Source organism: Ralstonia sp. R-29 (assembly GCF_049913345.1).
Taxonomy (GTDB): Bacteria; Pseudomonadota; Gammaproteobacteria; order Burkholderiales; family Burkholderiaceae; genus Ralstonia.
This window is the reverse complement of the sequence record NZ_CP184377.1, coordinates 370,400-397,318: the sequence shown is the minus strand read 5'-3', so window position 1 is coordinate 397,318 and position 26,919 is coordinate 370,400. Positions and strand designations below refer to the sequence as shown.

General features: G+C 65.6%; 27 protein-coding genes. 15 read left to right on the top strand and 12 right to left on the bottom strand.

All coding sequences use genetic code 11. The features are described from left to right. Positions 1 to 141 precede the first annotated feature (141 nt). Together ACN9M1_RS01915 and ACN9M1_RS01910 are read right to left on the bottom strand one after the other, a co-directional pair. Entirely contained in the window at positions 142 to 723 is a 582-nt protein-coding gene (locus tag ACN9M1_RS01915; RefSeq protein ID WP_426396920.1) for a YqaA family protein, read from the bottom strand. 57 nt (positions 724 to 780) lie between these two features. Beyond that, positions 781 to 2,028 (bottom strand): nucleoside recognition domain-containing protein, encoded by a 1,248-nt coding sequence (locus tag ACN9M1_RS01910; RefSeq protein ID WP_426396918.1) that lies wholly within the window; start codon positions 2,026 to 2,028, stop codon positions 781 to 783. Between the two features lie 136 nt (positions 2,029 to 2,164). On the opposite strand from ACN9M1_RS01910, the gene ACN9M1_RS01905 reads away from it, so the two are divergent. Beyond that, positions 2,165 to 2,644 carry a hypothetical protein gene (locus tag ACN9M1_RS01905; RefSeq protein ID WP_426396917.1) on the top strand — a complete coding sequence of 160 codons (480 nt, stop codon included), beginning with the start codon at positions 2,165 to 2,167 and terminating at the stop codon, positions 2,642 to 2,644. Positions 2,645 to 2,653: 9 nt separating this feature from the next. Here ACN9M1_RS01905 and ACN9M1_RS01900 read toward each other — a convergent pair whose 3' ends face one another. Next, positions 2,654 to 3,559 (bottom strand): ion channel, encoded by a 906-nt coding sequence (locus ACN9M1_RS01900; RefSeq protein WP_426396915.1) that lies wholly within the window; start codon positions 3,557 to 3,559, stop codon positions 2,654 to 2,656. A 134-nt stretch (positions 3,560 to 3,693) separates the two neighbouring features. Here ACN9M1_RS01900 and ilvA point away from each other — a divergent pair, with 134 nt between their 5' ends. The 5 genes from ilvA to ACN9M1_RS01875 all read left to right on the top strand — a co-directional run bounded on the left by ilvA (position 3,694) and on the right by ACN9M1_RS01875 (position 8,937). Continuing rightward, positions 3,694 to 5,214 (top strand): threonine ammonia-lyase, biosynthetic, encoded by a 1,521-nt coding sequence (gene ilvA, locus ACN9M1_RS01895; protein ID WP_426396914.1) that lies wholly within the window; start codon positions 3,694 to 3,696, stop codon positions 5,212 to 5,214. Positions 5,215 to 5,233: 19 nt separating this feature from the next. Then, positions 5,234 to 6,070 carry an NADPH-dependent 7-cyano-7-deazaguanine reductase QueF gene (gene queF, locus ACN9M1_RS01890; protein ID WP_426396912.1) on the top strand — a complete coding sequence of 279 codons (837 nt, stop codon included), beginning with the start codon at positions 5,234 to 5,236 and terminating at the stop codon, positions 6,068 to 6,070. 90 nt (positions 6,071 to 6,160) lie between these two features. After that, positions 6,161 to 6,307 carry a hypothetical protein gene (locus tag ACN9M1_RS01885; protein ID WP_426396910.1) on the top strand — a complete coding sequence of 49 codons (147 nt, stop codon included), beginning with the start codon at positions 6,161 to 6,163 and terminating at the stop codon, positions 6,305 to 6,307. Positions 6,308 to 6,803: 496 nt separating this feature from the next. Further along, a complete protein-coding gene (locus tag ACN9M1_RS01880) occupies positions 6,804 to 7,277 on the top strand; it encodes a hypothetical protein (protein ID WP_426396909.1) in 474 nt (157 codons plus the stop codon). Positions 7,278 to 7,608: 331 nt separating this feature from the next. After that, entirely contained in the window at positions 7,609 to 8,937 is a 1,329-nt protein-coding gene (locus tag ACN9M1_RS01875) for an acetate kinase (RefSeq protein ID WP_426396907.1), read from the top strand. 10 nt (positions 8,938 to 8,947) lie between these two features. Here ACN9M1_RS01875 and ACN9M1_RS01870 read toward each other — a convergent pair whose 3' ends face one another. The 5 genes from ACN9M1_RS01870 to ACN9M1_RS01850 form a co-directional block, all read right to left on the bottom strand. Continuing rightward, entirely contained in the window at positions 8,948 to 9,487 is a 540-nt protein-coding gene (locus ACN9M1_RS01870; RefSeq protein ID WP_426396906.1) for a hypothetical protein, read from the bottom strand. Between the two features lie 46 nt (positions 9,488 to 9,533). Further along, positions 9,534 to 10,214, bottom strand: coding sequence for a C39 family peptidase (locus ACN9M1_RS01865; RefSeq protein WP_426398909.1), 681 nt, complete (start codon positions 10,212 to 10,214; stop codon positions 9,534 to 9,536). A gap of 28 nt (positions 10,215 to 10,242) precedes the next feature. Beyond that, positions 10,243 to 10,716, bottom strand: coding sequence for a hypothetical protein (locus ACN9M1_RS01860; RefSeq protein WP_426396904.1), 474 nt, complete (start codon positions 10,714 to 10,716; stop codon positions 10,243 to 10,245). Between the two features lie 129 nt (positions 10,717 to 10,845). Beyond that, positions 10,846 to 12,120 carry a hypothetical protein gene (locus ACN9M1_RS01855; RefSeq protein WP_426396902.1) on the bottom strand — a complete coding sequence of 425 codons (1,275 nt, stop codon included), beginning with the start codon at positions 12,118 to 12,120 and terminating at the stop codon, positions 10,846 to 10,848. Between the two features lie 710 nt (positions 12,121 to 12,830). Continuing rightward, entirely contained in the window at positions 12,831 to 14,546 is a 1,716-nt protein-coding gene (locus ACN9M1_RS01850) for an AMP-binding protein (protein WP_426396901.1), read from the bottom strand. Positions 14,547 to 14,777: 231 nt separating this feature from the next. Between ACN9M1_RS01850 and ACN9M1_RS01845 the strand changes: the two genes are divergently transcribed. Further along, a complete protein-coding gene (locus ACN9M1_RS01845; protein WP_426396899.1) occupies positions 14,778 to 15,296 on the top strand; it encodes a gluconokinase in 519 nt (172 codons plus the stop codon). Positions 15,297 to 15,306: 10 nt separating this feature from the next. Here ACN9M1_RS01845 and ACN9M1_RS01840 read toward each other — a convergent pair whose 3' ends face one another. Next, entirely contained in the window at positions 15,307 to 16,110 is an 804-nt protein-coding gene (locus tag ACN9M1_RS01840) for a hypothetical protein (RefSeq protein WP_426396897.1), read from the bottom strand. 66 nt (positions 16,111 to 16,176) lie between these two features. Beyond that, positions 16,177 to 17,136, bottom strand: coding sequence for an alpha/beta hydrolase (locus tag ACN9M1_RS01835; RefSeq protein WP_426396895.1), 960 nt, complete (start codon positions 17,134 to 17,136; stop codon positions 16,177 to 16,179). A gap of 152 nt (positions 17,137 to 17,288) precedes the next feature. Here ACN9M1_RS01835 and ACN9M1_RS01830 point away from each other — a divergent pair, with 152 nt between their 5' ends. After that, entirely contained in the window at positions 17,289 to 17,723 is a 435-nt protein-coding gene (locus ACN9M1_RS01830; RefSeq protein ID WP_426396894.1) for a YeeE/YedE family protein, read from the top strand. Position 17,724: 1 nt separating this feature from the next. Continuing rightward, positions 17,725 to 18,138: a DUF6691 family protein gene (locus tag ACN9M1_RS01825; protein WP_426396893.1), complete on the top strand. Its 414-nt coding sequence runs from the start codon at positions 17,725 to 17,727 to the stop codon at positions 18,136 to 18,138. Positions 18,139 to 18,154: 16 nt separating this feature from the next. Here the strand turns inward: ACN9M1_RS01825 and ACN9M1_RS01820 are convergent, their stop codons facing one another. Together ACN9M1_RS01820 and ACN9M1_RS01815 are read right to left on the bottom strand one after the other, a co-directional pair. After that, positions 18,155 to 18,925 (bottom strand): glycosyltransferase family 2 protein, encoded by a 771-nt coding sequence (locus ACN9M1_RS01820; RefSeq protein ID WP_426396891.1) that lies wholly within the window; start codon positions 18,923 to 18,925, stop codon positions 18,155 to 18,157. Between the two features lie 53 nt (positions 18,926 to 18,978). Continuing rightward, positions 18,979 to 19,239, bottom strand: coding sequence for a phosphopantetheine-binding protein (locus ACN9M1_RS01815; protein ID WP_426396889.1), 261 nt, complete (start codon positions 19,237 to 19,239; stop codon positions 18,979 to 18,981). 434 nt (positions 19,240 to 19,673) lie between these two features. On the opposite strand from ACN9M1_RS01815, the gene ACN9M1_RS01810 reads away from it, so the two are divergent. The 6 genes from ACN9M1_RS01810 to ACN9M1_RS01785 are packed head-to-tail and all read left to right on the top strand — an operon-like array spanning position 19,674 to position 26,918. Further along, a complete protein-coding gene (locus ACN9M1_RS01810) occupies positions 19,674 to 20,318 on the top strand; it encodes a hypothetical protein (RefSeq protein ID WP_426396887.1) in 645 nt (214 codons plus the stop codon). A gap of 19 nt (positions 20,319 to 20,337) precedes the next feature. Further along, complete coding sequence (locus tag ACN9M1_RS01805) at positions 20,338 to 22,032, top strand: AMP-binding protein (protein WP_426396885.1); 1,695 nt, start codon at positions 20,338 to 20,340, stop codon at positions 22,030 to 22,032. Next, entirely contained in the window at positions 22,029 to 22,991 is a 963-nt protein-coding gene (locus tag ACN9M1_RS01800; RefSeq protein ID WP_426396883.1) for an acyl-CoA synthetase, read from the top strand. The genes ACN9M1_RS01805 and ACN9M1_RS01800 overlap by 4 nt, the downstream gene beginning before the upstream one ends. Then, positions 22,988 to 23,596, top strand: coding sequence for an outer membrane lipoprotein carrier protein LolA (locus ACN9M1_RS01795; protein WP_426396882.1), 609 nt, complete (start codon positions 22,988 to 22,990; stop codon positions 23,594 to 23,596). Before ACN9M1_RS01800 ends, ACN9M1_RS01795 begins: the two co-directional genes overlap by 4 nt. After that, positions 23,593 to 26,058 (top strand): MMPL family transporter, encoded by a 2,466-nt coding sequence (locus tag ACN9M1_RS01790; protein ID WP_426396881.1) that lies wholly within the window; start codon positions 23,593 to 23,595, stop codon positions 26,056 to 26,058. Before ACN9M1_RS01795 ends, ACN9M1_RS01790 begins: the two co-directional genes overlap by 4 nt. Continuing rightward, positions 26,055 to 26,918, top strand: a complete 864-nt coding sequence (locus tag ACN9M1_RS01785) for a polysaccharide deacetylase family protein (protein WP_426396879.1) — start codon at positions 26,055 to 26,057, stop codon at positions 26,916 to 26,918. Before ACN9M1_RS01790 ends, ACN9M1_RS01785 begins: the two co-directional genes overlap by 4 nt. The last annotated feature ends 1 nt before the right edge of the window (position 26,919 follow it).

The window sequence follows — 26,919 nt, the reverse complement described above, 5'->3', positions numbered from 1 at the left end:
GGCGATTGTACTGCAAGCTGCAACGTTGATGCGTTGCAACAACGGTATCCCTGCCGGTGGCATGGGCGCCAAAACCGTCGCGTTTTCAATGGTTTGCGAACACTGCAAGCTCAAATACGTGACGAAAAAATCACGCAAACGTCACATCATGACGTTCTTGATCCAGCCCAGGATGCCGTGCCAGAAGCCATCGGGCAGCGTCATCAGGGCCCCCGTCATGACCAGATAGCGCAGGAACTTGCCGATGGCCATGTACATGAGGCTGGGCCAGAACCGCAGGCGCAGCCAGCCGGCCAGCGTACACAGCGGGTCGCCAATGCCCGGCAGCCACGACACCAGTAGCGACACCGGGCCGATGCGGCGCATCCAGCGGAAGTATTTCTTGTCGAGCGGCGGCTCGCGGTGGCGCTTGGGGTGCGGCACATGGTGGGCGTGCTCGGCGTTGTGTTCGCGGCGGCGGCGGGCCAGATGGAACCGCACCAGCGCCAGCTTGGCCGCATAGCCCATCCACCAGTCCACCGCGCCGCCCAGCGTGTTGCCGACCGTCGCCACGATGATGGCCGGCCAGAACATGTCCGGATTGAGCCTGATGTACGCGAAAACCGCCGGCTCTGAGCCCAGCGGCAAGAGCGTCGCCGAGATGAAACTGACGATGAAGATGGCTGGCAGCCCGACCGTGGGCAGGGCAAGCGTGGCAAAAAGCGTGTCGATCCACTGTTCCATGCGGTCGATTGTAGTGGCCGGGCGGCCGCGGCGTCGCTTGGGAGCCGCCCTACCCCGTCAGGCAAAGAACAAGTAGGCGACAAGGACAGCGCCGACCAGCCCGATCAAGTCCGCCCACAGCCCGCAGGCCAGCGCGTAGCGGGTGTCCTTGATGCCGACGCTGCCAAAGTAGACGGCCAGCACGTAGAACGTGGTCTCGGTCGAGCCCTGGATGATGGCGGCCAGCTTGCCCTGGAAAGAGTCGACGCCGTAGGTCGTCATTACGTCGACCATCAGGCCGCGCGCGCCGGCGCCGGAGAGCGTTTTCATGATGCCGACAGGCAGGGCCGGCACGAAGCGCGTATCGATGCCCAGGTGCGAGAACAGCGCCGACAGCCCCTGCATCAGGTAATCCATGCAGCCCGCCGCGCGGAACACGGCAATGCCCACCAGCACGGCCACCAGGTACGGCACGATTCCGATCGCCACCTGAAAGCCGTCCTTGGCCCCGTCGACAAAGGTCTCGTAGACATTGATGCGGCGAATGGCCCCACAGGCCAGGAACGCCACGACGATGGTGAGGATCGCGCCCGCGCCGATCAGGCCAATCCACGCCGCCATCTGCTGCGGCGGAAACTGGTGCAACCACGCAAACAGCAACCCCATCATCGCGACAAAGCCGCCGAAGTACGCCAGCAGCGCCGGCTTGAACAGATTGATGCGCTGGTACCACGCCACCGCCGCAATGCCCGCGCAAAAGCCGATGAAGGTGGACAGCAGCGTCGGCAGGAAGATGTCCGCCGCATTGAAACCGACCAGCCCCTGCTTGACCGCCATGGCCTGACGAATGGCAATGACAGAGGTCGGCACCAGCGTCACGCCCGCCGTGTTGAGCACCACGAACATCAGTTGCGCATCGCTGGCGCGCTGCGACTGTGGATTGATCTCCTGCAGCTCGCGCATGGCCTGCAGACCCAGCGGCGTGGCGGCGTTGTCCAGGCCGAGCACGTTGGCAGAGACGTTCATCATCATCGCGCCGTTGGCCGGATGGCCGGCGGGCACGGACGGAAACAGGTGCCGCATCAGCGGGTTCACCAGCCGCGCGAACAGGTCGACCACGCCAGCCCGCTCCCCCACGCGCATGATGCCCAGCCACAGCGCCATCATGCCGGTCAGGCCGAGCGCAATCTCGAAGCCGGTGCGCGCGGCATCGAACATGGCGGTCAGCATGCGGGAGAAGACTTCCATGTCGCCCTGCACCACCTGCACGCACGCGGTGATAAAGGCAACGAGGAAGAAAGCCAGCCAGACGAGATTGAGCGCCACGGTGCGTCCATTCAGAGCGGAAGCGGCTATTGTGCCGGACCGGGCGCCCGCATCGTCCCTTTCCTCGAGCCGATAGAGACAAGGCGGCGACCTATACTGCCCCGCATTCGGTGCAAACCGCTACGCGGGAGGCCACATGGTCAAAGTGCTCTTCGCGGGGTTGGCCGGCGGGCTGACCCTGAACGCCGCCATGCTGCTGACGTTCCGGCTGATCGGCTTCGGGTGGAACGGCGGCGGTTTCCTGCTCACCTCGCCCATGCAGAGCCGCAAGCTCATCGCAGTCTGGACGCAAATCGAGCCGCTACCGCTGATCGTCGCCACCCCCGCGCCGATGATCTTCGGGCTGATGCTGTTTGGTGTGGTCCATGCCGCCATGTACCACTGGCTGGCGCCGGCGTGGCCGGCAGGCATTGCAGCCAGAGCGCTGCGCTTTGGCGGCCTGATGTTCGTGCTGTCCTACGGTTTCTTCGAATTCTTCACGCCGGTCAACCTGCTTGGCGAGCCGCTCGTGCTGGTACTGGCGGAGCTCGGCTTCTGGGCGGTCATTGCGGCAGCAGAAGCCTGCGCCATCGCAGCCGTCATGGAACGGCGCGCAACGGTTCCCCTGGCTGCGTAGAACAACGCGCTAAGTCCCGGTGGCGGGCCCGTCAACCGGCTCGATCTTGTGGAAGTTGTCGTAGTCGACGGTGGTCACGCCGTCTTCGTCGTGAATCAGGTCGAGATAGCGGTGGTTCCAGCGGATCGTGTCGTGCCGCCACGAATAGCGCGCCTGCACGGTTTGCGCAGCCGTCTCGTCAGCGCCTTCGATGGTGAGCAGCAGCAAGGCGTCGCCCGCGGCGAGCGATTCTGCCGTGGCGTTGTGCAGCGGACTGGACTCATCGATGACGTGCATCATCACCCAGCCCAGCAGGAAGATCGGGTGCTCACTGCGCTCCAGTTTCAGGTCGCGGATCTTGTAGATCGAATAGCCTTCGGGCGAGCGCTCGTCCTGCATCAGCCGCAGCCGCGCCGTGGCCTCGGCAATCACGTTCTGTCGCGCGTTGGCAGCGCGCAGCATCAACGTGGGCTTTCCGTTGATGGTGCGCACGACCGGATTGCGGGCAAACAGGATCTTGGCGCGCGGCCGGGAAAAGCGCGCGAACACCAGCCCCGTCGCCATGGCAATCCCCGACATGCCGATGAAGATTTCCAGCGTGGCGATGAGGTGGGCGTAGGTCGTCTGCGGATGCATGTCGCCGTAGCCGACGGTGGCCAGCGTTTCCACGCTGAAGAAGAACGCGCCGGCAAAGCCCGGTGGCGACTGGTTCGCGATGGACGCATCGCCCAACGAATACAGCCCAGCAAACACCGCATTGAGCGTCAGGAACAGCGTCGCCAGCAACGCAAAGAAGGTCGGCCAGTTGACTTCCAGCGCGTGGTGATAGATGTCGCGCCAGCCCAGCGGCGGCATGCCGTAAGCGATGACGTGCTGCGTACCCGACCAGATCTTGCGGCCCCGGCGCAGCCGGGAGGGAGACGACGGGGTATTCATGAGGGGGCCTCGCGCCGATGATGAGCCGCGCCCCGGTGGCACGGCTGCGGCAGTGTACCGACCGCCCCGCCTGTCCGCCAAGGCCCCGCATGATAGGCTTACGGGCTATCCCCACGTCCAACCCGGTCCGCACCATGGCCATCGATTACCTCAAGAAAATCCTGACTGCGAAGGTCTATGACGTCGCGGTGGAAACCGAGCTGAAGTTCGCGCCCAACCTGTCGGCGCGCACCGGCAACCGCGTCTACCTCAAGCGAGAAGACGACCAGCCGGTGTTCTCGTTCAAGCTGCGCGGCGCCTATAACAAGATGGCCTCGCTCACGGCGGCCGAGCGCAAGCGCGGGGTAATTACAGCCTCCGCCGGCAACCATGCGCAGGGCGTGGCGTTCAGCGCGGCCCGGATGGAATGCAAGGCGATCATCTGCATGCCGGTGACGACGCCACAGCTCAAGATCGACGGCGTGCGCTCGCGCGGCGGCGAGTGGGTCGACGTCGTGCTGCACGGCGAGAGCTATTCCGACGCCTACAACCACGCCGCCAAGCTGCAGGAAAAACACGGCTACACCTTCGTGCACCCCTTCGATGACCCGGAGGTGATTGCCGGCCAGGGCACCATCGCCATGGAAATCCTGCGCCAGCATCCGCAGCCGATCCACGCGATCTTCTGCGCGATTGGCGGCGGCGGGCTGATCTCGGGCATCGCCGCGTACGTGAAGGCCGTGCGCCCCGACATCAAGGTGATCGGCGTGCAGAGCGTGGATTCCGACGCAATGGCGCGCTCAGTGGCCGCTGGCAAGCGCGTTGAGTTGAAGGACGTGGGCCTGTTTGCCGACGGTACGGCGGTCAAGCTGGTCGGCAAGGAAACCTTCCGCATCACGCGCGAGCTGGTCGACGAGATCATCACCGTGGATACGGATGCGATTTGCGCAGGGCTCAAAGACGTGTTCCAGGACACGCGCAGCCTGCTCGAGCCCTCGGGTGCGCTGGCCGTGGCCGGCCTCAAGGTGTACGCCGAAACCCACAAGCTCAAGAACGAAGCGCTGGTGGCCGTGGCCAGCGGCGCCAATATGAACTTCGACCGCCTGCGCTTCGTGGCCGAACGCGCCGAGGTGGGCGAGGCGCGCGAAGCGGTGTTTGCCGTGACGATTCCCGAAGAGCGCGGCAGCTTCAAGCGCTTCTGCGAGCTGGTCGGCTGGTCGCGCAACGTGACGGAGTTCAACTACCGCATCGCCAGCAAGGACGCCGCGCACATCTTCGTGGGCGTGCAGATTGCGTCGCGCGCAGAGGGCGACAAGATTGCGGATAACTTCCGCAAGCACGGCTTCCCGACGCTGGACTTGTCGAACGACGAACTCGCCAAGCAGCACATCCGCTACATGGTGGGCGGGCGTTCGCCGCTGGCCGAGAACGAACTGCTGTACCGCTTTGAATTCCCCGAACGGCCGGGCGCGCTGATGAAGTTCCTCTCGAGCATGAGCCCGAACTGGAACATCAGCCTGTTCCACTATCGGAATCAGGGCGCGGATTCGAGCAACATCCTCGTCGGCATCCAGGTGCCGAAGAATGAGAAGCGCGAGTTCAAGGCGTTCCTCACCACGCTGGGCTACAAGTCCTGGGACGAAAGCGAGAACCCGGTCTACAGCCTGTTCCTGTAATCGGCCGCGGAGCACTGTCATGAGTAACCAACCTGAACACTCGCCGCTGGGCAAGGCCTCCGCCTACAAGACGGAGTACGACCCGAGCCTGCTGTTTCCCATTCCACGCCAGGGCAAGCGCGACGAGATCGGCTTGGCCGTCGGCAGCGCCCTGCCCTTCTTCGGCGTGGACCTGTGGAACCTGTACGAGCTGTCGTGGCTGAACCTCAAGGGCAAGCCGCAGGTGGCAGTCGGCACGGTGATCGTGCCGGCGGATTCGCCCAATATCGTGGAATCGAAGTCGTTCAAGCTGTATCTGAACTCGTTCAACCAGACCAAGGTGGCGTCGTACGAGGCGCTGCAGCAGTTGATCCACCACGATCTGTCGGAAGCGTGCGGTGCCCCGGTGCAGGTGCGCATCGCACCGCAGGAGGAGTTTGCACGGCAGAAGATGGGCGAACTCGACGGCCTGCTGCTCGATCGCCTGGACATCGAAACCGACATCTACCAGCCCACGCCCGACCTGCTGCACGCGGATGAGGAAGAAGGCCCGGTCGAAGAAACGCTGGTCTCGCACCTGCTCAAATCTAACTGCCTGGTGACGGGTCAGCCCGACTGGGGCAGCGTGCAGATCCGCTACGTGGGCGCGCCGATCAATCAGGAAGGGCTGCTCAAGTACCTGATCTCGTTCCGCGAGCACAACGAGTTTCACGAGCAGTGTGTGGAGCGCATCTTTACCGACATCCTGCGCCAGTGCCGGCCGGTCAAGCTGGCGGTGTATGCGCGCTACACGCGGCGCGGCGGGCTGGACATCAACCCGTTCCGCACCAACTACAACACGCCTTGGCCGGATAACCTTCGGAATGCGCGTCAGTAACACCAGACGTCGCCGGCAACACCGCAAAGCGCCTCCGGGCGCTTTTTTCTTGGCGATGCCGAGCTGTACGACAAGCTCTGCAAGCTGCGCATGATGCTGGCGATGTTGTACGCCGGCGGGTTCGACCACTTCAAACGCATCGATACCGCACTGCAGGCCGATTACCTGTGTACCTGCGTGCAATACGTGGAAGAGGCGTACGCGGCCATGCTCGTCACCGACGGGCTTGCCGGGTAAATCGCCCCGCTCACGACCACGACACCGCCCCGTGCACGGCCGCCTGACATGCGTGCACGCGGGGCTGACACGCGTTGACGCCCGCCCGATTGGCATCAACGCCAGTCTGAAAGCCGTTCACGCATAAAAAAGCAGCATGAATGCCCCTCCGAGACACGTGAACGCCAGTCCGACATGCGTGAATGCTCAAAAAAGCAGCATTAACGGCAGTCTGAGGTGCGTGAATGCATGTCCAACAGGCGTGAATGCATAAAAAAGCAGCATTAACGCGTCTCTGCGTAGCATCAACGCCAGTCGCGCATATGCGAATGCATAAAAAAGCGGCATCAACGCCCGTGCGACCCGCATTCACGACGCAACACCTGCCGCTCGCATAGGAATTACCTGATTCTTCGGCGCAAAACGGCCCTCAGCCTTGTCATGCAGGCACCCGACACCGCACGCTTGCGCAACCGTGCGCCCTCGCGCTGCCATTTCCCTCAAGACAAGGAACGCAATGTCACAAAACCTGATCTCGCTCGCCCTCGGCCCGAACGAATGGAAGGCGATCGATACCACGCTGCAAACGCTGGAGTCGCAACTGCGCGGCCTGATTGACCTCTCCACCGAGCAACGCAGCAAGGTCGTCAAGATGGGCGACAAATCGGAAGCATTTTGCCGCAAGGCCCTCGACGTGCTGACCAACAACCCCGGCGTGCTGCCCGGCAACTTCAATCTGGCGGAGATGCAGCGCGACCTGCAAGCCTTTGACGCCCTGCGCAGCCGCCTGCTGCGCGTGGAAAAGCTCTATGAAAAGATGCGCGACTCGCAGCTCGCCCTGGGCAGCGACGTGATGAGCGCCGCGCTGGACGGCTATGCCTTTCTGAAAGTGGCGGGCAAGGGCGAGGGGTTGGACTCGGCGCGTCAGGCCTTGTCGGCACACTTTACGGGTGGGCCACGGAAGAAAGCACCAGCGGAAGAAGCTTCGTAGTCGGTTGCTGTTGTGTGTCCATACCCCCTCGCCAAAACGAGGGGGTTTTGCTTGCCCCGGCGATCAACCAAACGAACACGCGCGTCTCGTCCTTTTTGCGGACGCCAACGCCCTATCGTTTCGCACGCGCTCGCCTATAGTGGTATCCGCAGTTAGAGCTGCTAACAAAACTGTCCTGGCTAGGCGTGCCGACGCAGACAGTACAAGTCGTACGGCAAGGAGGCGCAACGACGCCAGGGCGGTTTTGTTAGCGGCTCTTAGCCACCCGGGGGAATCGTGAAGGGCTTGTCCGCTGTTTGCGGGCAGCGCCCTCTCGACGGGGGACATTGCCATGACGCAAACGCCATGGAAGCCGCAACGCAAGTCCAATCATGCGGTTACGTGCGCATGCCTGCTGTTGTGCAGCGGGCCGGTCCTTGCACAGACCAACACCACCGCGCCGGTGGACGACAAGCCACCGAGCCTGGAAGCGCTGCAGCGCGAGCTTGCCGATACGCAGGCGCGCCTGCAGGAGTTGAAGCGCTCGATCCAGCAGCAGGAAGCCCATGTGCGGCGCATGCGGCGCGCGCTCGGCATGAGCGAGGGCCAACTCGATACCGTACGGGGCGCAGGCGCGCCCGGCGCAGGTGGGGACGCCCAGCAGGTCGCCCAGAATGACCAGCCCGGTGCCACACCCGTCGGCAAACCGCCGGAGCCGCCCGACCAGCCACCACGCATCGCACAGATCTTCGATGAGCCCAGCGCGCTGACGCCGCCGGGCAAGTTCGTCGTGGAGCCGTCGTTGCAGATGGCGTATTCATCGTCAGACCGCGTGGCGCTGGTGGGTTACACCATCATCCCGGCGCTGCTGATCGGGTTGATCGACGTGCGGCAGGTCAAAACCACCACGCTCACCAGCACGCTGGCCATGCGCTACGGCCTGGCCAAGCACTGGGAAGTGGAAGCGCGCGTGCCCTACGTCTACAGCACGAGCGACACCGTCAGCCGTGAGCTGTTCACCGGCACGGCCAGCGACAACGCCTTCAGCTCGCACGGCCATGGCATTGGCGACGTGGAGCTGACGGCGCGCTACCAGATCAGCGCGGGCGGCGTGGACAAGCCGTTCACCATCGGCTGGATGCGCTTCAAGACACGCACCGGCAAAGACCCGTTTGAAGTCACCACCGATTGCGTGACGCGCTGCGTGAGCAACACCACAGGCACCGGCCTGCCGCTGCAGCAGCCAACAGGTTCGGGCTTCTTTGCCATTCAACCCGGGCTGACGTGGCTGTATCCGACCGACCCGGCGGTGTTCTTCGGCAGCATCAGCTACCTGCACAACTTCGAGCGCAAAGACGTGAGCCTGACCCTGGTGGACGGCTCCAAACAATTCCTGGGCGACGTCAAGGCCGGCGACATCATCGGCCTGAATTTCGGCATGGGGCTGGCCTTGAACGAGAAGGCTGCGTTCTCGATCGGCTTCGACCAGAGCATCATCGGACCGACCAAGCAGAACGGCCAGCGCGTGCCGGGCTCGGTGCGCACCATTCTCGGCACGCTGCTGGTGGGCTACTCGTACCGCATCTCGCCCACAACCAGTTTGAACCTGTCGGTCGGCGCGGGGCTGACGCGCGACACGCCAGACCTGACCGTCACGCTGCGGGTGCCGATCCAGTTCTAGTTTGCGCAGATCAGTGGAGCATGGTCACCACGTTGGCCAGCGCCCCCTGCAGCACGTTGGCGAGATTCATCTGCCGGAACTGCGGCAGGCTGTTGACGGCCGCGTTGATGGTCGTCACGGCTTGCAGCGTCTGGTTGTTCAGGCTGTTCTGGATGACGGTGGCCGCGGTGGTCGCACCTGCCGTCACGTCGGGCGGCGCCACGTTGTTGGGCCCGTTCTGCACAAGGTTGCCGGTCGTGACCACGTTCACAAGCTGCTGCGCCTGCGTGGCGGTCATCCGCGCCACGTCGGGAATATTGACGGCGGCGCTGGCGACCAGATCCCCATTGATGTAGACCGCGCGATCGATCCCAAACGAAATATGCAGGCCCGCGACTGAGGGCACATCAAACCCGCCGCGCATGTCGTCGAGCTTGTCTTCCGACACGGCCTGCCACGCGTGCACGGGGTTGTCTTCCATGCCTGCCGCCAGCGCATGCGCGGGCCCCATCAGCGCGAGCAGGCCCACGGCCCATGCCGTTGCATTCCGCGCTCCACTCAGTTGCCGCATGATGCCCTCCTGCCTGACTACCCTGCTGCACGTGGCTGGCCTGCGCTCAGAAATCGCTCGGGCCGTGTTTGGGGATCACGATGTTCCCCAAGCCTGTGCGATCGACGCCTTCGCCCAGCGGCGCACGCGGTGCCACACGCCAATCCTGCCCCGCGTTGAACGTTGCCTGCCCTTCGCGGTTGTGGATGACGAACAGCAAATGGTTGTCCCACATGCCCTCAAAGCTGGCACGGGGGATGGCGCGCGTGCCCATGGCCGGATCGCCCACCAGCACGCGTCCTTCCTGCACGCCCTTGACCACCACGAAGTGGTGATAGCCGTTCTCGCTCAGCAACACGATGGCCGGTAGATGGGCGCCATTCAATGCCTCCAGCGGCTGCTCGAAACCATCGGCCTCAAAGCCTTGCGACTCCAAGTAGCGCTTGATGTCGAGCAGCGAAAAACCTTCGCGCCGGATCTTCTCCTGATTGCCATGCGTGTACATGGCCTGGAACACGGTCTGTTCGCTCACCGCATAGCCGTATTGGTACGTGAGCAACGTCGCCACCGCCGCCGAGCCGCAACTGAAGTCGTAGCGCTGGTGAATGGTGCGCAGGTATCGCGCCTCCTTCATGCTCGTCACGGGCACGGCATACGTGCCGCCGCCCGTACCGAGCATGTCGACGGAACCCGCCAAGGCGGGCGCGCACGCTGGCATCAGCAACGCCGTCAGCGCCACAGCACACATCTTGCGCATCACCACTTTCCTTACGGACTCAGGGTCTGAATTGCACGTTGACGATGGTGGCGTTCTGGATCAGCACGTTCGCTCCGCTGTTCTGGATGACCGTGGGGATCCCGGCGGCATTGGCAAACGAGCCGTCGCGCACGATGTTCGACCCCGTCGCCACATTCACGGCGGTGTTGTCGCTCACAGTGCCCGAGAGGCGCGCCTCGTTGACGGTCTGGTAGAGGTCTTGCGTACCGCCGCGATAGCCGTCGAGTTTGTCCGCACCTACCGCATGACCCAGACTGGGTACAAACACAGGCACCGATACGGTTGTGGCGACCGGGGGACGCACCGCTTCCGTATTGGTACTGGCTGTCTGCGCACCGTCTGCGATCAGCCCATCCTCCGCCGCCATTGCTACTGCTGCTGGCCACACTGCCAGGCCGCATGCCAGAAGCAACGCCATCGGCCACGCCGGCCATCCTGCTGTGGTTCTTGTGATTCTTCTGTCGGATCGCATCGAATGTCTCCTTCTCACGTTCCGACTGCGGCCGGGCCACTCGCGCAGCCCGGCCGGTCTATCGCTGCCAGCGCACCATCACGTCATGGCGCCGGCAGCGTCGCTTCCCCGCTCATGCCGGATGCCGCGTCATTTGCCCACGTTCAGGTTGGCCTGCACGTTGATGCTTTGCTGGATGAGGGAAGCAAAGCCGCTGTTCTGGCTCGCCACCATCACGCCTGCTGCGGACTGGCCGACGCTGGTCATGGCATTGGACATGTTGAACGTGCCCGCATCCACGGCCACCGTACCGCCTGCACCGCCGGCACCGCCAACTGCGCCGTTGCCGACGCCACCGTTGCCAACGCCGCCCGCACCGCCTGCAGCACCCACCGCGCCAACGGCGCCGTTGCCTGCCGTGGACGAAGCCGCGCCGTTGGTCGCGCTGCCGTTGGTTGCGCTGCCGCCCGCACCACCGGTGCCGGCCACATTGGTGGCGGCACCACCGGCCGCGCCTGCGCCGCCCGTGCTGGTGCCAGTGGCCGTGCTGGTGCCAGTGCCGGCACCACCCGAGGCAGTTGAACTGCCGCCGGTGCCTGTGCCGCCTGCCGCGCCGTTTCCGCCGGCCGCCGCTGCGGCGCCACCCGTTGCCGAGCCCGCGCCATGATGGCGATTGGCGTCACCGCCATTGGAGCCACCGGCACCGCCGCCGCTGCCTCCAGCGCCGCCGCCCGCCGCGCTGGCGCTGCCTGCCAGGCCGCCCAGACCGGCGCCCAGGCTGGCCGACAGTGTGCCGGAACTGCCGCCGCTACCGCCACCGCCCGCGTTGCCTGCAGCGCCACCGCCATTGCCACCGTTGCCGGCAGTCGCGCCGCCGTTGGTTGCACTGCCGTGCGTCACGCTGCCCGAGCTGCCGCCCGCGCCACCGCTGCCGCCTGCACCGCCGGCGCCACCGTTGCCACCCACGCCTGTGCCGCCGTAGCCGTAACCGCCACGCCCGCCGGCGCCGCCATTGGCAGAGCCACCGTTATTGGTGGCGATATTCCCAATCCCCGAGATGCTGAGGTTGGTGACCGTGCCCTCCAGTTTGGAGATGGCAATCGCCTTGCTCGTGTTGAAGGAATTGGTAAAGGTCGCGGTGGACACCCCGCCGTTATTGCTGGCTGCAGTGCCGTAGCCGGTGGCGCTGGCTGTACCGCTGTTGTCGCGGTTGCTGCCCTGGCTTGAGTTGTTGTGCTGGTTCGAGTTGTCTGTTGCTGTGGTCGTTGTTGTGGTGTCTGTGTCGGTACTGGTTCTGGTGATGGTCGACGTGTTGGTCTGGGTCTTGTCACCCGCGCCAGACGCCGAGTTCCCGATATCGGCCAGTGCAACGCCAGAGACCCCCAATCCCATGGCGATCGCGGTGGCCAGTAAGGTCTTCTTCATAACGCACTCCATAAAGGTGAGAGGGGCGGTCGGAAGCGCGGCCAGTGGGGCCGGCGCGCTCTGCCAGTGGGAAAACAACATCACCCACCCCGGGCGGCCTCGTTCGCATATTCAATGCCACGTTTGCAGGGTGTTTGCGTACGGCCGTGCTAAGCGTTTGAAAACGCGAAGGTTTCAATCGCACGCTCCCGTGCCTCGGCACGAAATCGCCCGCAATCGTGTCGCGCCATGCCACTTTGGGAGGGGGTTTTTTCCCGCATCGGTTGCAGCGCTGATACAGCGCCCTCACCCGCTTGCCGCGCACGCGCATGCGGTCATCGGCCGAAGAAGCAAACCACGCGCGCGCATGCGCTGGCCCATGCCGTTTCCAACGGGCAACGCGTCAGGTGTTTCAGAGCTGATACATCGGCGCACCTTGGCTCACATTGCGTGAGCGGCCGATCATGGGCGACATGCATGCCGTGGCGCACCTCATGCCGCGCAACATGCTGCGATGTGGATGGACACCGCAAGCGCGCAGGCCCGCGCGCCCGTTTTCATGCGAGTGCCCCCTATCGTCAAGACACGTACGGGGACCCTGTCTTGATACCCGCGCCTCGCGCTGCCCGGGCCATCAAAAAAAATTGCGCGCGGCAAGCATCGTCATGACAACGTCATGGCAACAAACGACCGCGCGCAACCTGTTCGCATTTCAACTGCGAAACCGCAGCTCAAGCCGTGGCAGCCACCGTCAGCTTGAGCTCTTCGATCATGCGGTCGCGCATGACGAACTTCTGCACCTTGCCCGTCACCGTCATCGGCATCTCGGTGACGAAGCGGATGTAGCGCGGGATCTTGTAGTGCGCGATCTGGCCTTTACAGAATTCGCGGATCTCATCCTCCGTGGCCTGCTGGCCGGGCTTGAGCACGATCCACGCGCAGACCTCCTCGCCGTATTTCTGATCCGGCACGCCGAACACGTTGACGGCCTGCACCTTGGGGTGGCGGAAGAGGAATTCTTCGATCTCGCGCGGGTACACGTTCTCGCCGCCGCGGATGAGCATGTCTTTCACGCGGCCGACGATGTTGCAGTAGCCCTCGGCATCGAAGGTGGCCAGGTCTCCGGTGCGCATCCAGCCGTCCTGGATGGATTCGGCGGTCTTGGCCTCGTCGTCCCAGTAGCCGAGCATGACCGAATAGCCCTTGGTGCACAGCTCGCCCTTCTCGCCCACGGGCACCACCTCGCCTGCGCCATCCACCAGCTTGACCTGCAGATGCGGCTGGATGCGGCCGACGGTGGTGACGCGCTTGTCGAGCGGGTCGGTCACCGCGCTCTGGAACGACACGGGGCTCGTCTCGGTCATGCCGTAGGCGATGGTGACTTCGCGCAGGTTCAGCTCCGACACCACGCGCTTCATCACCTCGATCGGGCATGGGGAGCCCGCCATGATGCCGCCACGCAGGCTCGATACGTCGAAGGTCTTGAAGTCCGGATGATCGAGCTGCGCGATGAACATGGTCGGCACGCCATGCAGTTGCGTGCAGCGTTCTGCCGCCACGGTCTGCAGCGTGGCCAGCGGGTCAAATGCCTCGCCCGGAAACACCATGCACGCGCCGGTGGCCGTGCACGTGAGCACCGACATCACCATCCCGAAGCAGTGATACAGCGGCACCGGAATGCACAGCCGATCGCCCGCCTGCAGATTCATCGCCATGGCAACGAAGCGCGCGTTGTTGACCACGTTCACGTGCGTGAGCGTGGCGCCCTTGGGCGCGCCGGTGGTACCGCTGGTGAACTGGATGTTGATGGCATCGTCGGGCGACAGCTGCGCCGTGATGGCATCCAACGCATCAACGGGTACGCTTTTTCCGCGTGTGATGACGTCGGCAAAGTTGATCATGCCCGGCGTGCTGGCCTCGCCCATCCGGATGACCCAACGCAACGCCGGCAGCTTGGCTGCATTCAGCGCGCCGGGTTCTGCGCTTGCCAATTCGGGCGCAAGCGTCTGCAGCATCTCCAGGTAGCGCGAAGTCTTGAACGCCTCGGCCGCGACGATCGCCTTGCAGCCCACCTTGTTGAGCGCGTACTCCAGCTCCGAGAGCCGGTAGGCCGGGTTGATGTTGACGAGGATGAGCCCCAGGCGCGCGGTCGCAAACTGCGTCAGCACCCATTCGTAGCGATTGGGGGACCAGATGCCGATGCGGTCGCCGCGCTGCAAACCGAGCGCATGCAGGCCGGCGGCCAGTGCGTCGACCTGTTCGGCAAAAGCACGCCATGTCCAGCGCACGTTTTGCTCGCGGAAGACGACCGCCTCTGCGTCGGGGTAACGGCGCACGGTGTCGGCCAGCAGCGCCGAAACCGTCACGTGTGCCAGCGGCACCGACGTATCGCCCACTACGTACGACACACCACCACGCGGTCGCGCGTCGAATCCTTCACCAGCCATGGATGTCTCCTGATCAACTCGGCCTCATGCGTCATGAGCCGCGTTTTTGTTATGAATGACTGTACTTACAGCGCTGCATGGAATTTGACGCAGCTTGACGCTTTTGGCAATCCGTTCCCCGGCGAACAATGACGCGGAACAATTGCTGCGGCGCAGCAGCAAAAATCGGCGTCCGGCACCTTCAACGCGCTAACATGCCGGCCTGACGTTTTCTTGCACGCGGGATTGGCGATGATCGTTGTAGTGATGGGTGTTTCGGGTTGCGGCAAATCGACGGTGGGCCAGAAGATTGCCGAGCGGCTGGGCTGCGCGTTCCGTGATGGCGACGAGTTCCACAGCGAGGCCAACCGCGCCAAGATGCACGCCGGCATCCCGCTCAACGACGACGATCGCAAACCCTGGCTCGAAAGCATCCGCGCCTATATGGATGAAACGACCAGCGGCGGCCGTTCGCTGGTGGTGGCGTGCTCCGCGCTCAAGCAACGCTACCGCGACGTGCTGCGCGGCAATGCCGTCAACGGCGGCCACACCGAATTCGTCTACCTGAAGGGCAGCTTCGATCTGCTGCAAGGCCGCCTGGCCGCACGCAAGGACCACTTCTTCAACCCCAACCTGCTGCGCAGCCAGTTCGAAGCACTGGAAGAGCCGACTGACGCCGTGGTCGTCGACATTGCGCTACCGCCCGACGCAATCGTCGACGAAGCGGTCAAGCAACTGCAGGCGCGCGCCGCGCATCGCCCCGCCGCCTGAGTCCCCGCAATCAGCTGTGTATGAGTTGCTGCAACACGGCTTGCACGTCGCCGTGGCAGACGCTGCTCATGCGGTCTTGCTCTTGCGGCGTGTCGATCTGCTCATGCGCCTGCAAGCCCAGTTCAATCAGCGATTGCACGCGCGGCACCCAGTGGCGGCTGAGCTGCGTTTCCAGGTCGGCCGCCATGCGCTCGGGGTCGCCAAAGTAGAGCTGGCCACCATATTCGCGCTGAATCTCCTTGCGGATCATCTCGGCGGCGCGCGGTAACACGGCGCGGTTGACGGCCACATGCCGCAGTTCGTGTTCGCGGATGGCGTTGTAGGCGCAACTGCCCGGCGCGAACTCGCGCGCGACCGTCACCCGAAAATCGCTCAGCACCAGCTCCACATCCACGGACGGCCGCAGGCACGTGGTGGGCGGCTGCGTCGGCAGTGCCATATAGTGCGTGGTGACACTGAATTGCGCGCCGAGCGTCGCGTACGTTTTGCCCAGCACACGCGCCGCGCGATCGTACGGCGGGGCCTCGGCGGTCAGTTGGTCGACGGAGCGGTCGTTGGAAAATGTCAGCGGGGTTTCGCTGGCATGCACGGTCACATGCATGGGACCGAGCTTTTCGTCGCAGATCTTGAGCCAGTAGCTTTTGGAAGCCGACACGCTAGTCGGCACGCCCGTGCGGCCCTCCGTGGTGGCCGCGGCAACGGTCTCGATGGGCGCAAAGCGAACCTTCGCCAATTGCGCGCGATGGTGCCGGCTCCATACCAAGCCGCCGGCAACGCATGCCAGCACCAAACCCAACACCACCACCCGACGCATCCTTGGCTCCCCGTTTGCGCATTCCGGCCGGTCTGCGCAGGGGCGCCGGTCGGTTGATTGGCTACATCATGCCGGCGTCAGTTGCGCCGGTTCTCTGTTCTCGTGCCGGGCCGCAACCAGTTGCCTGATCTGCTCGCCCGACCGTTGGAGCGCAATACGCGCCTCTGGTAAGAAAGGATAGAAGATCGGCCAGACGTGCGGAAGACGTCGGCCCATTTCTACCGAAACGGATACCCCTGCCGCGCGCGCCCGGTCGGCCATTCGGAGGGTGTCGTCGCGCAGGACTTCGCTGCTGCTGACGTAACAGTGCAGCGGTGGCAAGCCTGCGAAATCGGCATAGAGCGGCGAGGCCAGCGGGTGGTCCGTCGGCGCGCCGGAATCGCCCAGGTAGAGCGCCGCACCGTGGGCCATCCAGGCACCCCGGAACATCACGTCGGATTCATCGTTGTCGATCAGGCTCTGGCCGGTGGCGGCAAGGTCCGTCCACGGCGAATAGAGAATCGCGCCGGCCGGCAGCGGGTCCGCTGCATCGCGCAACGCCACCAGCAACGCCAGGGCCAACCCACCGCCCGCCGAATCGCCCGCGACCACGATGCGCGACGGCGCCACACCCTGCGCCAGCAACGTGCGATAGGTGAAGAGCGCATCTTCCACCGGCGCAGGAAACGGGTGCTCGGGCGCCAGCCGATAGTCCGGCACGCACACACGCGAGCGCGCATGCGTCGCCAACCCGATGGTGATGGGGCGATGCGTGCGCGGGCTGCAAAAGAAATAGCCGCCGCCATGCAGATAGAGGACGACCGGGGCGTCGGCGTGGAGGTCGGGGTCGGCGGGTTCGATCCACTCGCCCGTCAGGCCGTGGTTAGCGGGCGCAATGCGCCAGTCGGGCGGCAACTCCACCGGCCGCGGCATCTTGCGCTTCTCAGCATGCAGGCGCGTGGCGATGGGGTCGAAGGGCTCACGTTCGGTCGGCTTCTTGACCTGGTTGCGCACCATTCGCGAGATCACCCAGTTTTGCCAACTCATGGTGCGACCCTCCGCTCGAAACATTCAGCCTAGCGACGATGCGCTGCCCGGACAATCGGTTCGCACCCTGCTGGGCGCGGATCGCACGAAGTTGACGAACAATCTACAAATTTATATATCATTCAATTCTTAATTGATTCTGAGTTGCGCGCATGTCCATCGACTTCGCACATTTCACACCGGGGGCCGCGCTGGTTGGCGGCTTGATCATCGGGTTGGCGGCGGCCGTGCTGGTGCTCGCCAACGGACGCATCGCCGGTATCAGCGGCATTCTGGGCGGGCTATTGCAGCGCCCGCGCGGGGACATGGACTGGCGCATCGCATTTCTGGCGGGGCTCATCGGGGCGCCCATGCTTGCTGCGGTGCTGGGCCATCCGGTGGTGCCGGAGATCAGCGCCGGCTGGGGCGAGGTCCTGGCCGCCGGCTTTTTGGTCGGCATCGGCACGCGCTACGCGGGGGGCTGCACCAGCGGCCACGGTGTCTGCGGCCTATCGCGCGGGTCCATGCGCTCGCTGGTGGCCACGCTGACGTTCATGGCGGCGGGCGTCGTCACCGTGTTTGTGACGCGCCACGTGGTGGGAGGCTGACATGGCAACGATCATGGCGCTGGTTGCGGGCCTGCTGTTTGGCGTGGGGCTGATCGTGTCGGGCATGGCCAATCCGGCCAAGGTGCTCGGCTTTCTGGACTTGGCGGGCCGGTGGGACCCGTCGCTCGCCTTTGTGATGGCCGGCGCGATTGCGGTGGGCACGCTGGCGTTTCTCATCGCTGGGCGGCGCGGTCGATCCTGGCTTGGTAGGCCGATTCAGTGGCCGACAGCCACGGGCATCACCACGCGGCTGGTGCTGGGCAGTGCGGTCTTTGGCATCGGCTGGGGGCTGGCGGGGTTTTGCCCTGGGCCCGCGCTGGTGGCACTGGGCGCGGGTGTACCGAAGGCGATCGGCTTTGTCGGCGCAATGCTGGTGGGGATGGCGGTGTTCAGTCTGCTGGAGCGTAAGCGCTAAGGCTGGCAGCAATCAGCTACCAGCCGCAACGCACTCGCCGCGCAATCATCCCGGGCAATCGCAGCAAACCGGCCGCCAGCAGGCGCAGGTGCATGCTCACCAGCAGGACGTTGTCGCGCAGGTACTGGAAATGCGAAACGCCGCCCTCGTCCCGGCGGAAGTAGCGTACGGGCGCGTCCAACCGGATCGGGCGCACGCCCGCCCAGCACAGGCGCACAGCGGCTTCGGGGTCGAAATCGAAACCACGCATCCACGCGTGGCGTCGCATGAGGGCCGCCAGCGGTGCGATGGGGTACACGCGAAAGCCGAACAGCGTATCGCCGATGCCGGCCCACAGCGTCTCCACCTCCGCGCAGGCGTTGGACAGACGCCGGCCCTGCACGCGCGCCCACGGCGCACTCGCATCGAACATCGGCTGGCCGAGGACCATTGCACCAGGCGCCGCCTGCGAAGCGGCCATGAACGCGGGGATGAGGTGCGCGGGGTGCTGGCCATCGGAATCCATGGTGAGCACATGCGTGAAGCCGGCGGCGGTGGCCGCGTCGAGCCCCGCGAGCACGGCCACACCCTTGCCACGATTGCGCGGCAACACGATCACACGCAGGCCCGGGTCTTGCGCGGCCATCGCCTGCAGGCGCTCGGTGCTGCCATCGGTGCTGCCGTCCACAACCACCCACACGGGGTTCCACTGCGCGCGCGCGCTGCGCACGGTGTCATCCACTTTGATGCCCGGGTTGTAGCTCGGGATCAGGACAAGGTGCGTGTTGGATGCGCCGGTCATCGGCATGGCTCTGGCGTCCTGGCGTCCTGGTGGCGTCGATGGGGGCGGAACGTCGGGCCTTAGCGCGTGCGGTGCTCGGCCACGTAGGTGGCCAGCGCGCCCAGCGAGGCGAAGATCTTTTCGTTGTCCGGATTGGACGAGCGCAGCTCGAAGCCGTACTTCTTGGAAATCAGCAGCGCGATTTCGAGGATGTCGATGGAGTCGAGCCCGAACCCTTCGCCGTACAGCGGCGTGTCGGCCGTAAGGGTATCGAGTTGGATGTCTTCGAGATTCAGCTCGCCGATCACGAGGGTGGCGAGCTCTTTTTCCAGGTCGTTCATCAGTCTTGCATGCACGGGCAGCCCGCAGCGAGGGAGTGCGGCCAGAAACGACGACATCCTTCCTCGCCCGAAACCCTGCCTTGCCCTGCCCCCGCCCGTGTCTTAGGGGGTCGTTTAAGCTAGGCGGATTCTAGACGAAGGGTTACACATCGTATAGCGCAAAACCGTGACAAAGACCGCAATATCGCCGCGTTTACACGAAGTGACGCAAACGATTCAACGGCTTGCGGGGCGCCGCCCAGCGGTAGCGGCTCGTCCGTCGGCGCGGCCAAATGTTGTACATCCGGTTACAAAGCCGCCGTCGCCAGATCGGGTGAGAACGGCGACCGGCCCTAGAATGTGGCCGCCAGAACGCGCCGTCTAGCCCGTTGGCAGACGCGCTGATCCACCCCGAAACCTGCGATGCCGCACCGTTTTTTCCGCCCTTCCTTACTATGGACCGCCTGATCAGCCTTGCACGCGCCGTGGCCGGCGTAGCGGCGGTCGTGGCGTATCAGCTGGGTGCGCACTATGCGGCGGCCACGCCGGGCGCGCATGGCGTGGGGCTTGCGATGGCGCTCGTCCCGCCGCTGGCGATTGCCGGGGTGGCCGCCGCGCGATCGGCTCGCCGCGTGTGGCTGCTGCCGCTGTGGGCTGTCGTCTGTGGCGCGTTGTGGATGTCGCGCGAACCGCTGGCGCGTCATTTCGGCTGGGGCCTGTATCTGGAGCATGTGAGCTTCAACCTGATGATGGCCTACGTGTTCGGCCACACGCTGTCGGCCGGGCATGAGCCGTTGTGCACTCGCTTTGCTGCTGTGGTGCACGGCACGCTCACGCCACGCATTGCGCGCTATTCGCGGCAGGTCACGCTGGCGTGGACGCTGTTCTTTCTCGCCACCGCGGCCGTCTCCACCCTGCTATTTGCCATGGCATCGATCGTCACGTGGTCGACGTTTGCGAACTACCTGTCGCTGCCACTGGTGGGCGTGATGTTCGTGGCGGAATACCTGTGCCGGCGCATTGCGCTGCGCGGGGAGCCCAGCTCCAGCCTGCTCGATGCGGTGCGCGCGTACCGGCAATCCACGCACACGCAACGCTGAACCACCGGCCGCTCTCACCATGTCGACTTATCCGCTGGTTTCCCATCCATCGTTGGATCACACGCTTGCCTGGCGCGATGGCGCGCCGGTGCCGGTGCGCGCTTTTCTGGGTGACGTGATGGCGCTGGCGGCGCGGCTCCCCGCTGGCGGCAACGTGTTCAACGCCTGTACTGACCGCTACCGTTTTGCCGTCGGCCTGTGCGCGGCGCTCATAGCCGGCAAGGTCAGCCTGTTGCCGCCCATGCAAACGCCGCAGATGGTGCATCAGCTTGCCGCGTTCGCGCCCGACGTGTTCTGCCTGTACGACGCGCCAGCGTGCCCTGTCGACCTGCCGAGCTTCCGCTACCCCGATCCCATGCCGGCTGCGACTGCACCCACGCACGTGCCGCAGATCAACGCCGAGCAAGTCATGGCGGTGCTGTTCACATCCGGCTCGACAGGCACGCCTGTGCCGCATCGCAAGACATGGGGCGCACTCGTGCAATGCATGCGCGCGGCCGTGGCCCAGCTCGGGCTGAACGATGGGCGATCATTCACGCTGGTGGGTACGGTGCCCGCGCAGCACATGTATGGCTTTGAGGTGACGGTGCTGATCGCGCTGCAAGGTGGCCTGGCGTTCAGCCACCGGCAGCCGTTCTACCCGGCGGACATCTGCGAGGCGCTGGCCGAGGTGCCGCAACCGCGTGTGCTGGTGACCTCGCCGGTGCATCTGCGTGCGCTGCTGGCATCCGGACCCACGTTGCCGAATGCCGCACTGGTGCTGTCCGCCACGGCGCCGCTGTCGGCAGCGCTCGCCCAGGAAGCGGAGACGCGCCTGAGCGCGCCGCTCATCGAAATCTACGGCAGCACCGAAACCGGCCAAGTCGCCACGCGCCGCACCGCGCAAGACACGGCGTGGCACCTGTACCCGGCACTGCGCATGGAGACGCGCACCAGCACCACGGAGGACGACGGCCCCACCGTGTGGGTCTCCGGCGGCCACGTTGACACGCCGGTGCCGATGGGCGACGCGATCGAACTGCTGGACGACACGCACTTTCTGCTGCACGGGCGCAAGGCGGACCTCATCAACATTGCCGGCAAGCGGTCTTCGCTGGCGTATCTGAATCACCAGCTCAATGCGATCCCAGGTGTGGTGGACGGCGTGTTCTTCATGCCGGACGACGCGCCGGCCACCCCGCACGCGCACGGCGGCGCGGCCGTCACGCGATTGGTCGCGCTGGTGGTTGCGCCCAACCTGCGCCACGCCGACGTGCTGCGCGCCCTGCACGACCGTGTCGACGCCGCCTTCCTACCGCGTCCGCTCTTGATGGTCGACGCGCTGCCGCGCAACAGCACCGGCAAACTCCCACGCGATGTGCTGACCACCCTGGTGGCGCAGCACTGGCCCCGCCATCCCAACACGGCATCTGCCATGCAATTCACCATCCCTGCCGATCATCCTGCGTTGCCCGGCCACTTCCCCGGCCACCCCATCGTGCCCGGTGTCGTGTTGCTTGACCATGCGCTCCAGCACATCGGCGCAGCACAGGGGCGCTCGCTCGATGCCTGCAAGATCAGCTCGGCCAAGTTCCTCAGCCCGGCCGCGCCGGGGGAGCCGCTCGATGTGGCGTTCGACACCACGGCCAGCGGCGCCATCCGCTTCACCATCCGCACTGGCGAGCGCGACGTGGCCAGCGGCGTGCTGGCCGCACCGGAGAGCGCACCCGCATGAAGCGCCCCGAATGGGCCGAGCGCCCCGAGCGCAGCAACGTGCTGCTCCTGCGAGTGATGACGTGGCTCTCATTGCGGCTGGGGCGGCCGTTCGGGCGCGGCGTGCTCCGGTTGATTGCGGCGTACTTCGTGGCGTGCTCACCGGCGGCGCGCCGGGCTTCGCGCGACTACCTGCGCCGCACGCTGGGTCGATCTGCGAGCCTGCGCGATGTGTTCCGGCACATGTTCACCTTTGCCACCACCATCCACGACCGCATCTACCTCATCAACGGGCGCTTTGATCTGTTTGACGTGCAACTGCAGGGGCAGACCCATGTGCACGATGTGCTCGCGCAGGGGCGCGGGGCGTTTCTGCTGGGCGCACACCTGGGCAGTTTCGAGGTCGTGCGCGCGCTTGGCCGCACGGTGCCCGACCTGCGCGTGGCCGTGGCCATGTACGAAGACAACGCGCGCAACATCAACGCAGCCGTTGCGGCCATCAACCCGGCAGCGGCACCGGAAGTGATTCCGCTCGGGCGCGTCGACGCCATGCTGCAGGTGCGCGAGGCGCTGGACAGCAACCGCCTGGTCGGCATGCTGGCCGATCGCACGCTGCTGCGCGATGCGGGGGCGTCCGTGCAACGCATGGAGTTTCTCGGCGGCACGGCGGCGTTTCCGCTGGGGCCGCTGCACATGGCAGCCCTCCTCAAGCGGCCGGTGCTGTTCATGACGGGGCTGCACCTGGGTGGCAATCGCTACACCGTGCATTTCGACCTGCTGGCCGACTTCACGCAGGTGCAACGCGCGGACCGCGCCGCCGCGGTCCAAGCCGCGCTGGCACGCTATGTCGAACGCGTCGAGCACTACTGCCGCACCGCACCCTATAACTGGTTCAACTTCTTCGACTTCTGGCACGATGCCGACGCTGCTGCGGCACCCCGCTCTGCGCGCACCGAACCGCCCGAAACCCTGACGCCATGACCGCAATGCGCCCCCTGCTCCGCGCCTGTCTTGCCTTGCTCGCCGCGAGCCTGTTGGCCTGCACCGCCCATGCCGCCGACACCAGCGCCTGGACGCTCGACCGCCTGATGTCCACGCTGGCGCACAACAAATCGGGCCGCGCCACTTTTACGGAAACCAAATACCTGTCGATTGCCGAGCAGCCCGTGGAATCGTCCGGCGAGCTGGTGTTCGTTGCGCCCGACCATCTGGAAAAACACACGCTGCGGCCCAAGGCCGAGCACCTCGTCATCGACGGCGACAAGCTCACCGTCGAGCGCAACCAGCGCAAGTTCACCATGCCGCTGGCGCAGTACCCGGAGCTGAACGCCTTCATCGAAAGCATCCGCGCCACGCTGGCCGGCAACCGCTATGCACTCGAAGCGATCTACACCGTCGCCATTGCCGGCCGTGGCGATGATTGGACGCTCACCCTCACACCCATCGACACGCGCATGCAGAAAGTGGTCAGCACGATCACACTCGACGGCACGCGCGACATGCTGCGCAGCGTCGCCATCCAGCAGGCCGACGGCGACCACTCGCTGATGCGGCTGCAACGTGTTTCCACCGACACGGCCCGATGAACGCAACGAAAGCGACCAGCGCAACAAGCGCGATGCTGGCCCTTCGCCAACCTGCGGTGGTGTTGTGGCTGCTCGTCCTGCTGCTGTGCGCAGTGGCGATCGGGCGCACCAGCTTTACGGCGGATCTGTCGGCGTTCCTGCCACGCTCGCCGAGTGCGGAGCAGCGTGTCCTGGTCGACCAGTTGCGCGAAGGCCTGGTATCGCGGCTGATCCTCGTCGGCATCGAAGGCGGTGATGCCGCCACGCGTGCGGCACTGTCACGCCAGCTCGCCGGCACCTTGCGCGCCGATGCCCAATTCAGCGCCGTCAACAACGGCGAACCCGTGAGCGAAGCGCGCGACCGGCAGTTCATCTTCGAGCATCGTTACGTGCTCAGCCCGGCTGTCACGTCACAGCGTTTCTCGGCGGAAGGGCTGCACGCGGCACTGGGCGAGAGCCTGGACCTGCTGAGTTCGTCCGCTGGGCTCATCGCCAAGAACCTGCTGCCGCGTGACCCCACCGGCGAAGTGGCGGCACTGGTCAGCCAGCTCGACGGCACCGCGCTGCCATCGTCGATGTACGGCGTGTGGGCCTCGCACGATGGCCAGCGTGCCGTGCTGGTCGTGCAGACGGCCGCCGCCGGCTCCGACACTGACGCGCAGGCCAGCGCCATCCGCGCCGTGCGCGCTGCGTTCGATGCGGCAACACGTGCCGTGCCAAATGCGACATCGACCCGCATCCTGATGACGGGCCCCGGCGTGTTTTCCGTAGACGCGCGCGACACCATCAAGCACGACGTGGAGCGCCTATCCACGCTGAGCCTGATCCTCGTGGTTGCGCTGCTGCTGACGGTGTATCGCTCGCCGCGCACGTTGGCGCTGGGGTTGTTGCCAGTGCTGTCGGGCGTGGCAGCCGGGCTGGCTGCGGTGAGCCTGACGTTCGGCGCAGTACACGGCCTCACGCTGGGCTTCGGCACCACGCTCATCGGCGAGGCGGTGGACTACTCGATCTACCTGTTCGTGCAGTCTGCGCGGGCCGACGGCGCCAAAACGGGCGCCAATCCGCGCGACAGTCTGCGCGCATGGATTGCCACCTACTGGCCGACCATCCGCCTGGGCGTGCTGACCTCGGTGTGCGGTTTTGCGTCGATGCTGTTCTCGGGCTTTCCGGGCCTCGTGCAGCTCGGGCTGTATTCGATCGTCGGGCTGGTGACGGCGGCGCTGGTGACGCGCTATGTGTTGCCGCATCTGCAAGGCGCGCGCGTGGCCGTGCGGGATGTGTCGCGGCTCGGCGCGTGGTTGGCCCGCGTCACGCTGGCCGCGCCACGTCTGCGCTGGCCGCTCGTGCTCGTGCTCGCTGGCGCGTGCATCACGCTTGCGCTGCATCGCGATGGTTTGTGGAGCCGTGAACTCGCCGCGCTCAGCCCCGTTCCGGCGAAGAGTCAAGCGCTCGACGCCAGCCTGCGCGCGGACGTGGGTGCGCCGGATGTGCGCTACCTCGTCGTCATCCCCGCCGCAACGGAGCAGGCCGCGCTCGAAGCTGCGGAGAAGGTCGGTGCGCAGCTGCAACCGCTGGTCGATCAAGGCGTGCTTGCCGGGTTCGAAACCCCCGCGCGCTACCTGCCCAGCGATGCCACGCAGCGCGCGCGTCTGGCTAGCCTGCCGCCCGCCGATGTGCTGACAGCGCGCATGCGCAGCGCCGTGGAAGATCAGCCGATCCGCGTGAAGCCCGAGCTGTTCGCCCCCTTCATCGCCGACGTGGCTGCCGCGCGCACGCAACCGCTGCTGCGGCGCGCCGATCTGCAAGGCACGTCGATGGCGCTGGCGGTGGATGCCCTGCTGACCCAACGCGACGGCCAATGGAGCGCCATGCTGCCCTTACGTGCGCCCTCAGCACCGGCAGCCGCACCAACCGCGCCCAACGAGCCCAGCCTGAATGCCACCCCCATCCGCGCAGCCGTCGAACACGCGGGCGTGCCGGGCGCACTCTTCATCGATCTGAAAGCCGAGGCGGACCGCCTGTACGTCAACTACGTGCACGAAGACATCCGTCTCTCGCTCGCCGGCTTTGCCGCGATTGCGTTGCTGCTGCTCGTGGCCCTGCGCTCGCCACAACGTGTGTTGCGCGCGCTGGCACCCCTGGTGGCGGCAGTGCTGGTGGTCACAGCAGGCTTTGCGCTGGCGGGTGTGCAACTGACCATCCTGCACCTCGTCGGCATGCTGCTGATCGTGGCGGTGGGCTCGAACTACGCGCTGTTCTTCAACCAGGGCGGCGAGCACGCGCAGAGCATCGCGCCGCAGACGCTGGTGTCGCTGCTGGTGGCCAACCTGGCGACCGTGGCCGGCTTTGGCCTGCTGGCCTTCTCGCGCGTGCCGATGCTCGAAACCTTCGGCCTGACGGTTGGCCCTGGCGCCATGCTGGCGCTGGTGTTTGCTGCCATCCTGGCGCCCACAACGCATCCCGCTCGCCCGGCCTCCGCATGAACGCACCGCACATCCCTCCACTTGGCACGGCACGACGCTGGAAGCCGACGCCGCTGATCCAAGGCACGCTCGCCTTGCACGCCGGCGCGGCAGCGGCCCTGGTGGCACAGCCATCGGCCTGGCCGTGGGCCGGCGGCGCCGTCATCGCCTCGCACCTCGCGGTGATGGCCGCCGGGCTGTGGCCACGCAGCACGCTGCTCGGCCCCAACTGGACGCGTCTACCCACAACCGCCGGCCGGCAGATCGCCCTAACCATCGACGACGGCCCGGACCCCGAAGTCACGCCGCGCGTGCTGGATGTGCTGGACGCATACGGCGCCCGCGCTACCTTCTTCTGCATCGGTGAACTGGCGCGCCGTCACCCGCGTACCGTGGAAGCCATCGTCGCGCACGGGCATGCGGTGGAAAACCACAGCCAGCGGCATCGGCATACGTTCTCGCTGCAAGGGGCCGGCGCACTGCGGCGCGAAATCGAAGCCGCGCAAGACACGCTGGCCGACATCACCGGCGCGCGCCCGCTGTTCTTCCGCGCGCCGGCCGGGCTGCGCAACCCGTTCCTTGAACCGGTGCTGTGCCAACTCGGCCTGCAACTGGCGAGCTGGACCCGGCGGGGCTTCGACACCCGTTCAAGCAGCGCCCAGGCAGTCGCCGGGCGGCTGCTCCACAACCTTGCGCCACAAGACATCCTCCTGCTGCACGACGGCCACGCCGCGCGCGATACCAACGGTACCCCCGTGCTGCTGACCGCCCTGCCAATCGTGCTGCAGGCCGCAGCGCAGGCGGGGTTGCAGTGCATCACGCTGCGCGCCGCCCTCGCCCCGGAGGCCGCGCGGGTGACCGAGCCACAAGTCGCCATTTGAT

Coding starts and splice junctions, on each gene's coding strand:
- ACN9M1_RS01915 (WP_426396920.1), bottom strand. CDS start 723: ATGGAACAGTGGATCGACACGCTTTTTGCCACGCTTGCCCTGCCCACG.
- ACN9M1_RS01905 (WP_426396917.1), top strand. CDS start 2,165: ATGGTCAAAGTGCTCTTCGCGGGGTTGGCCGGCGGGCTGACCCTGAAC.
- ACN9M1_RS01900 (WP_426396915.1), bottom strand. CDS start 3,559: ATGAATACCCCGTCGTCTCCCTCCCGGCTGCGCCGGGGCCGCAAGATC.
- ilvA (WP_426396914.1), top strand. CDS start 3,694: ATGGCCATCGATTACCTCAAGAAAATCCTGACTGCGAAGGTCTATGAC.
- queF (WP_426396912.1), top strand. CDS start 5,234: ATGAGTAACCAACCTGAACACTCGCCGCTGGGCAAGGCCTCCGCCTAC.
- ACN9M1_RS01885 (WP_426396910.1), top strand. CDS start 6,161: ATGATGCTGGCGATGTTGTACGCCGGCGGGTTCGACCACTTCAAACGC.
- ACN9M1_RS01880 (WP_426396909.1), top strand. CDS start 6,804: ATGTCACAAAACCTGATCTCGCTCGCCCTCGGCCCGAACGAATGGAAG.
- ACN9M1_RS01875 (WP_426396907.1), top strand. CDS start 7,609: ATGACGCAAACGCCATGGAAGCCGCAACGCAAGTCCAATCATGCGGTT.
- ACN9M1_RS01870 (WP_426396906.1), bottom strand. CDS start 9,487: ATGCGGCAACTGAGTGGAGCGCGGAATGCAACGGCATGGGCCGTGGGC.
- ACN9M1_RS01865 (WP_426398909.1), bottom strand. CDS start 10,214: ATGTGTGCTGTGGCGCTGACGGCGTTGCTGATGCCAGCGTGCGCGCCC.
- ACN9M1_RS01860 (WP_426396904.1), bottom strand. CDS start 10,716: ATGCGATCCGACAGAAGAATCACAAGAACCACAGCAGGATGGCCGGCG.
- ACN9M1_RS01855 (WP_426396902.1), bottom strand. CDS start 12,120: ATGAAGAAGACCTTACTGGCCACCGCGATCGCCATGGGATTGGGGGTC.
- ACN9M1_RS01850 (WP_426396901.1), bottom strand. CDS start 14,546: ATGGCTGGTGAAGGATTCGACGCGCGACCGCGTGGTGGTGTGTCGTAC.
- ACN9M1_RS01845 (WP_426396899.1), top strand. CDS start 14,778: ATGATCGTTGTAGTGATGGGTGTTTCGGGTTGCGGCAAATCGACGGTG.
- ACN9M1_RS01840 (WP_426396897.1), bottom strand. CDS start 16,110: ATGCGTCGGGTGGTGGTGTTGGGTTTGGTGCTGGCATGCGTTGCCGGC.
- ACN9M1_RS01835 (WP_426396895.1), bottom strand. CDS start 17,136: ATGAGTTGGCAAAACTGGGTGATCTCGCGAATGGTGCGCAACCAGGTC.
- ACN9M1_RS01830 (WP_426396894.1), top strand. CDS start 17,289: ATGTCCATCGACTTCGCACATTTCACACCGGGGGCCGCGCTGGTTGGC.
- ACN9M1_RS01825 (WP_426396893.1), top strand. CDS start 17,725: ATGGCAACGATCATGGCGCTGGTTGCGGGCCTGCTGTTTGGCGTGGGG.
- ACN9M1_RS01820 (WP_426396891.1), bottom strand. CDS start 18,925: ATGCCGATGACCGGCGCATCCAACACGCACCTTGTCCTGATCCCGAGC.
- ACN9M1_RS01815 (WP_426396889.1), bottom strand. CDS start 19,239: ATGAACGACCTGGAAAAAGAGCTCGCCACCCTCGTGATCGGCGAGCTG.
- ACN9M1_RS01810 (WP_426396887.1), top strand. CDS start 19,674: ATGGACCGCCTGATCAGCCTTGCACGCGCCGTGGCCGGCGTAGCGGCG.
- ACN9M1_RS01805 (WP_426396885.1), top strand. CDS start 20,338: ATGTCGACTTATCCGCTGGTTTCCCATCCATCGTTGGATCACACGCTT.
- ACN9M1_RS01800 (WP_426396883.1), top strand. CDS start 22,029: ATGAAGCGCCCCGAATGGGCCGAGCGCCCCGAGCGCAGCAACGTGCTG.
- ACN9M1_RS01795 (WP_426396882.1), top strand. CDS start 22,988: ATGACCGCAATGCGCCCCCTGCTCCGCGCCTGTCTTGCCTTGCTCGCC.
- ACN9M1_RS01790 (WP_426396881.1), top strand. CDS start 23,593: ATGAACGCAACGAAAGCGACCAGCGCAACAAGCGCGATGCTGGCCCTT.
- ACN9M1_RS01785 (WP_426396879.1), top strand. CDS start 26,055: ATGAACGCACCGCACATCCCTCCACTTGGCACGGCACGACGCTGGAAG.